An 8,933-nucleotide genomic window follows, 5' to 3' on the forward strand; every position below is an offset into this window, starting at 1 on the left:
GGTAGGCAAAGAAAGTTAATAGCGACTTTTTAAACAGCCTGAAAAGATTGGTAGATTGGCCACTTCCATGTATTGAGTTAGATTGAGTGGATCTGAATTTCAACCAACTTCACACGGAATAAAAAAATTTTGAATCTTGCCTCGCAAGATTAGGGAATTTACTGACTTTTCTCCTTGACTTTGCTCCGGGTTCCAAAGATCAGTCTGCGGTAGTTCACTGCTAAAGGAGCGAAGCAGATGAAAAACGCCATGTTGAAAGAACGAGTTGAATTTTTCAAAGAAACTGAGGAAGGAGCAAAAGAAATGAAAGGAATCGAAGAAATCATTGCTGAAAGAAGCAAGGCTGAAGGAGAGGCTAAAGGAAAGATTGAAATCGCAACTCAAATTGCAAAAAACCTTCTTATGCTTAACGTTCTTTCCTTGGAAGGCATCTCCAAAAGCACTGGTCTTTCTTTAGAAGAAGTCAAGAATCTCAAAAAATCCCTTTTGACTCCGGCGTAAAAAGAAATGAAAGGAATCGAAGAAATCATTGCGGAAAGAAGCAAGGCTGAAGGAAAAGCTGAAATTGCTAAAAACCTCTTTATGCTTGGAATCGGTTCTTTAGAAGGAATCTCCAAAAGCACAGGTCTTTCTTAAGAAGAAATCAAGAATCTCAAAAAATCCATTTTGGCTCCGGCATAAAGAAATGAAAGGCATCGAACAAATCATTGCAGAGAGAAGTAAAGTTGAAGGATTAGCTGAAGGTAAAGCTGAGGAAAAGGTTGAAATTGCGAAAAAAATGCTTAAATGCGATGAACCATTAGAAAAAATTGTTGCCATAACAGGCTTGAGCTTGGAGCATATTCAAAAAATCCAACTAACTCTTCGAACTTCAGCGGGCTAAAGCAAGGAAAGCCATTCCATAATTCATTAACGAAAAAACAATGTCGAAAGCTATACCCCACCTGCTTCGGTGACGGTTTTCATGAAGGCTTAAATGTTAAGAACAATGGAAATGAACTTTTCTTCAATCTCTCGGATCTTGGAGAAGAAGGGGCTATGAAAGACAACTGAATGCCGTTGAAGAAACGGTAAAAACAAATTGAGCGTATCGGCAAATCTTCGGTACGCTCAATTCATTTGTGATTGCGGTTTATAGGCTCTTAAAGGTCTTTGATAAAAATCTGCGATCTTCTTTGCCAGTTGTAAAGATCTCGCTTCTTGAGAGGGAGCTCTTCTAAGGAGGCTGCTCTAAAGCCTTTCTTCAAGAACCAGTGTGCGGTTCGAGTTGTCAAGACAAACAAACGGGTAAGGCCCTCTTTTCTGGCTTGTTTTTCGATTTGTCTTAAAAGCTTGTCGGCTTCGCCTTTGCCTTGATAGTCGGGATGGACGGTCAAGGCACCCATTTCACCGATTTTTTCTTCAGGGAAGGCATATAAGGCGGCGCTGCCGTAAATAATGCCGTCGTGTTCAAGAACAATAAACTTAGAAATATCGGCTTCCAGTTTCTCTCTCGGACGCTTAACTAAAGTTCCGTCTTCTTCCAACGGTTGAAGAAGCTTAATGAGGCCTTGAAGATCGTCAATGGTGGCGGTCTTCATGGATTCCATATGCTCTTCAGTAATCAAAGTGCCAACCCCATCATGCGTAAACAGCTCTCCGAGAATGCCGCCGTCCAGGAAGTACGGAATAATGTGCACGCGGTCCACGCCTTTTTTGATGGCTTTTAAGGCATAGCCTAGGTTGTAAATGTCTTCTTGATCAACCAGGCCTTTCTCTACAAACTCCTCGGCTTGTTCAGCGGTCAGCTCGCTGATGACCTCTCCGAATCGTCTTACTCCGTCAACATCAGACAGAAGAACCAGCTTGTCGGCTTTAATTGCACCCGCAATGGAAGATGCAACATCCTCCAAAGTAAGGTTAAAGGCCTCTCCGGTCGGAGAAAAACCTAAAGGAGCAACCAGCACGATATTCTTGTTATTAAGCTGCTGATGAATGGCTTCGGAGTCCACTTTGCGGACAATTCCCGTTAATTTGAAATCAATGCCGTCAATAATTCCGAGAGGACGGGCAATAACGAAATTGCCGCTGACGACTCTCACATGGCTGTGCGCCATCGGAGTGTTCGGCAGCCCCTGAGAAAAAGCAGCTTCAATATCCAGGCGGACTTCGCCTGCGGCTTCTTTGACGCAGGAAAGGGTCTCCGGATCTGTAATACGAATGTTGTTGGAAAGAGAAGGCTGGATGTTTTGCAGCTTTAAGAGTCTTTCAACTTGCGGACGGACTCCGTAAACCAAGACAAGTTTGGAGCCGAGAGCGGAAATAACGCTGACGTCATGAATAAAACTTTCCAGCTTGCCTCGTTCAATCATTTCCCCGGAAACGGCGATAACGATAGTCTGATTTTTAATAGAGTGGATATGCGGAGCAACTCCTCTGAACCATTGCACCCAGGGAGCAATGGACTCTTCCTCTTCTTGGAGCTCCTCTTGTTCTAAGTTTTTCTCTTCTTGTGTGTCCGTCATGAGTCTTTCTCAAAAAAGATTGCCGAATTCAAATAATTATAATGAGCTCGTTATGAGAAAAATTAAAGCAATGAGTTCTTCACTCCAAGATTTAAAAGATAAATGGCAGGAAGTTAAAGCAAAACAGCCTGAAATTGAGGCAGTGGCTTCTGCTCAAGAAACGAATTTCACGAAGAAGAAAAAACTACAGCCTAAGATGGTAGTTTCCGGCGCAAAGCAGGCTACATCGGAACAGCTCAAAGAGTTAATGGCTTTTGCAGGCAGAAATAAACCTGCCGCTTCCAAGGGAAGGGGACAGGCGCCGAGCAAGCAGTCCCTTCCGCAAGAAGGTTCGGATCTTAAAAAGCAAGAAAAGACCCGGAAACCTGAAGTTCGGCAAGAAAAAAAGAAAACAAAGCCGGTTCCCAGCCAAGAAAAAGAGCAAAAGTTAACTTCTCTAGCCGATTTAAAGAAAATCGAGGTCAAGAAGACCGGACCCGCTAAACCTGCCAAGCCGAAAACGGAGAACAAACCGAGACGCGTAAGAGTCAGCGGGGAAAAAGAAAGCCGTGAGATTTTCCGAAACGTTCCTGCAAAATTAGAGCTGGCGGAAAACCTTCCTGTTTCTGAAAGGGCCGATGACATCCGTGAGGCCATCAAGAATAATCAGATTGTGATTGTTTCCGGAGAAACCGGTTCGGGTAAGACTACTCAGCTTCCTAAAATCTGCCTTCAGTTAGGTCGAGGACAAAAGGGACTTATCGGCCATACGCAGCCGAGAAGAATTGCCGCCGTATCCATCGCAAAAAGAATTGCCGAAGAAACCGGAACAAAAGTCGGTGAGGTCGCCGGTTATCAAATCCGTTTTAAAGACGAGATGGAAGCCGGTGCCAGCATTAAGCTCATGACCGACGGTATTTTGCTTGCGGAGACACAAACCGATCCTCTTCTTAAAAAATACGACACCATCATCATTGATGAAGCCCACGAAAGAAGTCTCAATATTGACTTCTTGCTTGGTTATCTTCGACAAATTCTGCCGAAGCGCCCCGATTTGAAGGTCATTATTACTTCCGCCACTATTGATTCGGAACGTTTTGCAAAACACTTTGATCAAGTCAACGGCGGCAAGCCTGTTCCCGTTATCAATGTATCGGGAAGACTGTATCCCGTCCAAATCCGCTATCGTCCCGTTATCGAAGAAGACGAAAACGATGACCGAACCTTAATGGAGGCCATTGCCGATGCATGTGACGAACTTCTTCACTCTGGTCCCGGAGATATCTTGGTATTTCTGCCCGGAGAACGGGAAATTCGAGAAGCCGCAGATGTATTAGGCAGAAATCCTAAGCCCGGCTTGGAAATTCTTCCTTTGTTTTCTCGCCTGAGCATTGAAGAGCAAGACAGGATTTTTCGTCCGAGCGGAGCTCGAAGAATTGTGCTCGCGACAAACATTGCCGAGACTTCAATTACGGTCCCGGGCATCCGCTATGTAGTGGACTCCGGACTTGGCCGAGTAAAGCGTTATTCATACCGTAATAAAGTTGAACAACTTCAAGTTGAACCAATCAGCCAAGCTGCTGCTCAGCAGAGAGCAGGACGCTGCGGCCGTGTCTCCAACGGTATTTGTATTCGTCTGTATGACGAACAGGATTTTGAAAAGCGCCCCAAATACACCGATCCTGAAATCTTAAGAAGCTCCTTAGCCACGGTCATTCTGCGGATGAAGTCTCTGCATCTTTCTGATGTCCGGGAATTTCCTTTTGTAGAACCGCCGATGCCTAAAGCTATTACTGACGGGTACGATTTGCTGATTGAATTAAACGCCGTAACGGCTCGTGAAGGGGAGTTGACAAAGGTCGGCCGAGAATTGGCAAAGCTTCCCGTCGATGCTAAAGTAGCTCGAATGCTTCAGGCTGCTCAAGATAATCAAGCATTATCAGAAGTCCTGATTATCGCTTCGGCCATTAGCGTTCAGGATCCGAGAGAACGTCCGTTAGATAAGCAGACGCAGGCTGATCAGGCCCATAAGAAATTTTCAGACGATAAGAGTGATTTCTTGAGTTATCTCAAGATTTGGAACTATGCACAGGATGCAATAGCAAATAAAAAGAGTAATCGTTTGCTGGAAAGACAGTTCCAGACGAACTTCTTGTCTGCTAGAAGACTGCGCGAATGGAGAGACGTGCACCGTCAGCTCAAAGAAATGGTCACTGAGCTCGGCTGGAGACTAAATACGGCGCCCGCAACCTATGAACAGCTTCACAAAGCGTTGTTAAGCGGCTTGCTCGGCAGTATCGGGAATCGGATTGTTGAGCCTGATTGGAGAAGCCCTCCCTTTGCCGGAGCCCGTGGAATCAAGTTCTGGCCGTGGCCCGGTTCGGCACTGGCTAAAAAAGCCGGTAAGTGGATCATGGCTTCCGAAATCGTCGAGACTTCCCGTTTGTATGCCCGTACCATAGCTAATATAGAACCGGAGTGGCTGGAAAAAGTCGGTGCACATTTAATCAAGAAATCTTGGTCGGATCCGCATTGGGAGAAAAACGCCGGAAATGTGATTGCCTTTGAGAAAGGCACGTTATACGGTTTGCCTGTTTACGGACAAAGACGAGTGAACTTTGCTCCTAAAGATGCGAAGTTAGCCAGGGAAATCTTCATTAGAGAGGCTTTGGTCAATGAAGATTTTGATTCTCAGGCGCCTTTCTGGCAGCACAACAAATCTCTTATTAAAGATATCCGAGACATGGAACATAAATCTCGCCGTCCGGATGTTTTGGTCGATGACGAGCAGATTTTTGCTTTTTATGACTCTCGTCTCGGTGCAGAGGTCTGCAGTGTTTCTACGTTAGAAAAGTGGAGAAAAGAAAACGAAGCTAAACAGCCGAAGTTGCTATTCCTCTCTAAGAAGGATTTGATGAGACATGATGCTTCAGGCATCACTATCGAATACTTTCCTAAGAAGATTGAAGCTGCGGGTATTCCTATGGCCGTCAGCTACAACTTTGATCCGGGCTCTCCTAGAGACGGCGTGACCTTAACGGTTCCTCTCTACGCTCTGAACCAAATCAGCGAAGAGCAGATGGAATGGTTGGTGCCGGGAATGGTCAAAGAAAAAACAGCGGCTCTTTTAAAAGGGCTTCCGCAAAGACTGCGCCGTCACTTTGTTCCGATTCCTGATTGGGCAAAGAGTTTTGCGCAGGCTCATGAAACGCCGGAGGGCGGTCTTCTTGAGGCCATTAGCCGCGAGGCGGCAGAGCAATTCCGGATTGAAATCAATAAGACGGATTTCAAGGTAGAAAATCTTCCGCCTCATTTAAGGATGAATTACAAAGTTGTAGATGAGCATGGCCGGCAGGTTGGAATGGATAGAAGTCTTCCGAAGCTTAGAAGTGAATTCAGCCAGCAAGCCAAGGATTATTTCCAGCAAGTGGCTTCCATGGATTCCAGAGTAGCTGAAGACTTGCAGGAAGAAATTGTGGACTGGACTTTCGGAGAGCTCCCCGAAGTGATGGAAATCCGAAGAAAGGGCGTTTCTTTGATTGGACATCCTGCTATTGCAGATCGCGGTGATTATTGCTCCATTGAAGTGTTTGATGAACCGGAAGAAGCCAAAGAAGTTCATAAAAAAGGCATCAGAAAACTTATACGTTTCCAGCTTAAAGAGCAAATCAAGTATTTAGATAAGAGTTTGAAGTCTCTTCAGTCTGCCCAGATTGTCGGTTCAAGTTTGCCATTTGCGAAACAAGCTTTTGAAAGCTTTGAAAATTTGAAGTCTCAAGTAATCAATGCGGCCATTGAACAAAGTTGCTTGCTAGGGAAATTACCTATCAACCAACAAGAATTTGGGGTTATGTGCCAGGAAAGTAAGGGTAAATTGAACCTTATAGCCTTGGAGATTTCGCGATTAATTGAACAGATCGTTAATCAAGCCGCAGGGGTAAACCAGAAACTTAATGCTTTTAAAAATATTAAGGAATTAAATGAAAATATTAATTCCCAATTAAAAGAAATGTTTTCTAAGAATTTTATAGAAAACAAGTCAATTAATATTTTGCGAAATTATCCGAGATATTTAAAAGCGGTTGAAGTTCGTTTAGAAAAGTACAGAAAAGATCCTTCAAAAGATGCGGAAAAAGCAGAAGAGATTAATAAGCTAACGATAAAGCTCAATCGAGAAAAAGCTGCAAGAAGGGGTGTAGAAGATCCGCGTCTGGAAGAATTTGAGAATTTACTTCAAGAGCTAAGAGTTTCTCTTTTTGCTCAAGAACTTAGAACGCCCATGCCGGTAAGTGTTAAAAGACTGAACAAAGTTTGGGACTCGTTAATCGGTTCTTCACGAGGCTTTTAATATTATTAATTTTTCGGCTGGAATTTATTAATAAATTAATATTTCCAGCCGTTACACTATTTTCTAGGTGTTTCTACCAAGTAATAACTATTTTGGTTTTATTTACTTAAGGGAAAGTTCCCTTTTTAAGAAATAGTTTTATCCATTTTTGTAATTTTTTATATGGAGTTTAGTTAAGTAAATAAAAAAGATGTCAAAATAAAAAAAGGAAACAAATAACTCGGTTCGGGAGAATATGTAAATGCGCACATGGGCGTCCTTTTTTTGTTCAGTTTTTTTAGCCTTTTCTTTAGCGCTTTCTCCGGCTGCCGACGCAGCACCTCAAAAATCCAAGGCAACGGCAACTAAGACAGTCAAGAAAAAATCAGTAAAAGCCGTTAAGACAAAGAAAGTCTCTGCAAAGAAGAATGTTCGTAAAAAAGCGGTGGTAGCTGCTTCTAACAAATCAGTAAGAAAGACTGCCGGTAAGACAACAACAAGCAGAAAGTTTGCCGCTTCCAAGAAAGTTTCCAAAAAGAGATATGCCGTACGCAAAGTCAGAGGCCCTTCCTACGCTCAGCTTCATGGACTCAGAGGTTCTTCTGATCCGTTGGGACTTCAGACCACAGCGGTTCTTGCTTATGACATGGACAGCAACGAAGTTCTCTACGAAAAAAATGCCGATGAAAGACTTCCGATTGCTTCAATTACAAAATTAATGACAGCATTGGTCATCGTAGAATCCGGTGTTTCCTTAGACGAAAAATTCAAAGTAACTAAAGAAGACTTTGTTAGATCCAGCGCCCGCAGCAAATTGAGAAACGGTATGTATCTTTCCCGCAAGCAGGCATTGCATCTGGCTTTGATGAGCTCTGATAATCGAGCAGCTCACTTCTTGGCAAGAACCTTCCCGGGTGGAAAAGCACGTTTTATCCGTGACATGAATACCAAAGCTGCCATGATTGGTATGTTTGATTCCGTTTTCTATGATTCCATCGGTCTGAACAATGAAAACAAGTCTTCTGCACTTGACCTTTCAAGATTGTTAGCTAGCGCCGGTGAGTATGACCTTATCCGCGAACTTTCTACAACCCCGATGGCTCAGATTCCTGTCGGACGCCGTTTGGTGACAAGCCGCACTACCAACAGTTTCGTCGCTAACGACAATTGGGACGTTTCTTTACAGAAGACAGGACTGACTACAGCAGCAGGTTATTGCTTGGCAATGGAAACTGAGATTGGCGGCAAAACAGTAGCCATTATCTTCTTAGATTCTCCTAATAAAGCGGCAAGAAACCAGGATGCAGAAAAGCTTAAGGCCTGGTTGAGCGGTCAATTCATGACAGCATCTGCCTCTGAGGCTTCTAACTAATTGCAGATAAAGAGCTAAAAGACCGGATAGAATTTAAAGCTCCGGAGCTTGAACAGCGTCGTGCCATTGCATTTCTAAAATAAAAAGATTAGTAGTAATGATTGAGGCCATTTCTGCACGGGATGTGTCTGTCACAACTCAGGAGTCATCGGGTGAGCTAAAGGCTGAGTACACAGCAACTTGTTATCGTCGTTTTGACCTTGTCAAACTTAAACGGGAACTGTTTCATACCGCTAGTGCAGACGATCGTCGCACTGTAGCCTTTGTTCATGTCTTCAGTAACGTTCAAAAAGATGAGTTGGAACGCTAGGAGCAACTTTTCGAACTGTATTACGCCTGCCAAAGTATCAGAATTGCATCAATTGAATTCTTTGTATAACTTATTGAAATTTAATAGAAAAGTTGCCTATCTATCAATCAATTGATATATATCAATGAAATTGATTGATTTTGATAGATTTTGAAATCTTGTAGTTCTATTATGTTGCTTTATTTATCAAGGAAGTCTTATATCATCATCCTACACGGCGGAGTTTTGCTAGCCCATTTGAAAAAATGTGTGTGAATTATTTTTATCAGACCGACCCGTAAAACACCGTCCTTTAGGACGGTGATATAAGGGTCGAATATAATAATTTTTTCAGTCAGGCGTATTCTGTTGTTCAATGTACTGTTTGATAATAGAAATAGGTGCACCCCCACAACTTGCAGCAAAATAAGAAGGAGCCCAGAGAGCATCCCCCCATAGGTG

The 8,933-nt window shown here is 43.3% G+C and carries 8 protein-coding genes; 6 read left to right on the plus strand and 2 right to left on the minus strand.

Annotated elements, in window-relative coordinates; translation table 11 throughout:
* Nucleotides 1–237: 237 nt before the first annotated feature.
* The 3 genes from ACYQ4O_RS12610 to ACYQ4O_RS12620 are packed head-to-tail and all read left to right on the plus strand — an operon-like array spanning nucleotide 238 to nucleotide 883.
* Nucleotides 238–501 carry a hypothetical protein gene (locus tag ACYQ4O_RS12610; RefSeq protein ID WP_460175828.1) on the plus strand — a complete coding sequence of 88 codons (264 nt, stop codon included), beginning with the start codon at nucleotides 238–240 and terminating at the stop codon, nucleotides 499–501.
* A gap of 6 nt (nucleotides 502–507) precedes the next feature.
* Nucleotides 508–636 carry a hypothetical protein gene (locus ACYQ4O_RS12615; RefSeq protein WP_308514569.1) on the plus strand — a complete coding sequence of 43 codons (129 nt, stop codon included), beginning with the start codon at nucleotides 508–510 and terminating at the stop codon, nucleotides 634–636.
* 49 nt (nucleotides 637–685) lie between these two features.
* Entirely contained in the window at nucleotides 686–883 is a 198-nt protein-coding gene (locus ACYQ4O_RS12620; protein WP_460175829.1) for a hypothetical protein, read from the plus strand.
* Nucleotides 884–1,142: 259 nt separating this feature from the next.
* Here ACYQ4O_RS12620 and argA read toward each other — a convergent pair whose 3' ends face one another.
* On the minus strand, nucleotides 1,143–2,504 hold the full coding sequence (argA, locus tag ACYQ4O_RS12625) for an amino-acid N-acetyltransferase (RefSeq protein WP_308514574.1): 1,362 nt from the start codon (nucleotides 2,502–2,504) through the stop codon (nucleotides 1,143–1,145).
* Nucleotides 2,505–2,556: 52 nt separating this feature from the next.
* Here argA and hrpA point away from each other — a divergent pair, with 52 nt between their 5' ends.
* The 3 genes from hrpA to ACYQ4O_RS12640 all read left to right on the plus strand — a co-directional run bounded on the left by hrpA (nucleotide 2,557) and on the right by ACYQ4O_RS12640 (nucleotide 8,492).
* Nucleotides 2,557–6,831 carry an ATP-dependent RNA helicase HrpA gene (hrpA, locus tag ACYQ4O_RS12630; protein WP_460175830.1) on the plus strand — a complete coding sequence of 1,425 codons (4,275 nt, stop codon included), beginning with the start codon at nucleotides 2,557–2,559 and terminating at the stop codon, nucleotides 6,829–6,831.
* Between the two features lie 241 nt (nucleotides 6,832–7,072).
* Complete coding sequence (locus ACYQ4O_RS12635; protein ID WP_460175831.1) at nucleotides 7,073–8,182, plus strand: D-alanyl-D-alanine carboxypeptidase family protein; 1,110 nt, start codon at nucleotides 7,073–7,075, stop codon at nucleotides 8,180–8,182.
* Between the two features lie 124 nt (nucleotides 8,183–8,306).
* Nucleotides 8,307–8,492 carry a hypothetical protein gene (locus ACYQ4O_RS12640; protein WP_460175832.1) on the plus strand — a complete coding sequence of 62 codons (186 nt, stop codon included), beginning with the start codon at nucleotides 8,307–8,309 and terminating at the stop codon, nucleotides 8,490–8,492.
* Between the two features lie 330 nt (nucleotides 8,493–8,822).
* Here ACYQ4O_RS12640 and ACYQ4O_RS12645 read toward each other — a convergent pair.
* Nucleotides 8,823–8,933: transposase (locus ACYQ4O_RS12645; protein WP_460175833.1), on the minus strand; the 111-nt coding region annotated here is incomplete at its 5' end.

The sequence above is a fragment of the Turicimonas sp. TL08 genome (assembly GCF_054660695.1).

What these genes read in the sequence shown, in the direction of transcription:
- ACYQ4O_RS12610 (WP_460175828.1), top strand. Translation starts at nt 238, where the DNA reads ATGAAAAACGCCATGTTGAAAGAACGAGTTGAATTTTTCAAAGAAACT.
- ACYQ4O_RS12615 (WP_308514569.1), top strand. Translation starts at nt 508, where the DNA reads ATGAAAGGAATCGAAGAAATCATTGCGGAAAGAAGCAAGGCTGAAGGA.
- ACYQ4O_RS12620 (WP_460175829.1), top strand. Translation starts at nt 686, where the DNA reads ATGAAAGGCATCGAACAAATCATTGCAGAGAGAAGTAAAGTTGAAGGA.
- argA (WP_308514574.1), bottom strand. Translation starts at nt 2,504, where the DNA reads ATGACGGACACACAAGAAGAGAAAAACTTAGAACAAGAGGAGCTCCAA.
- hrpA (WP_460175830.1), top strand. Translation starts at nt 2,557, where the DNA reads ATGAGAAAAATTAAAGCAATGAGTTCTTCACTCCAAGATTTAAAAGAT.
- ACYQ4O_RS12635 (WP_460175831.1), top strand. Translation starts at nt 7,073, where the DNA reads ATGCGCACATGGGCGTCCTTTTTTTGTTCAGTTTTTTTAGCCTTTTCT.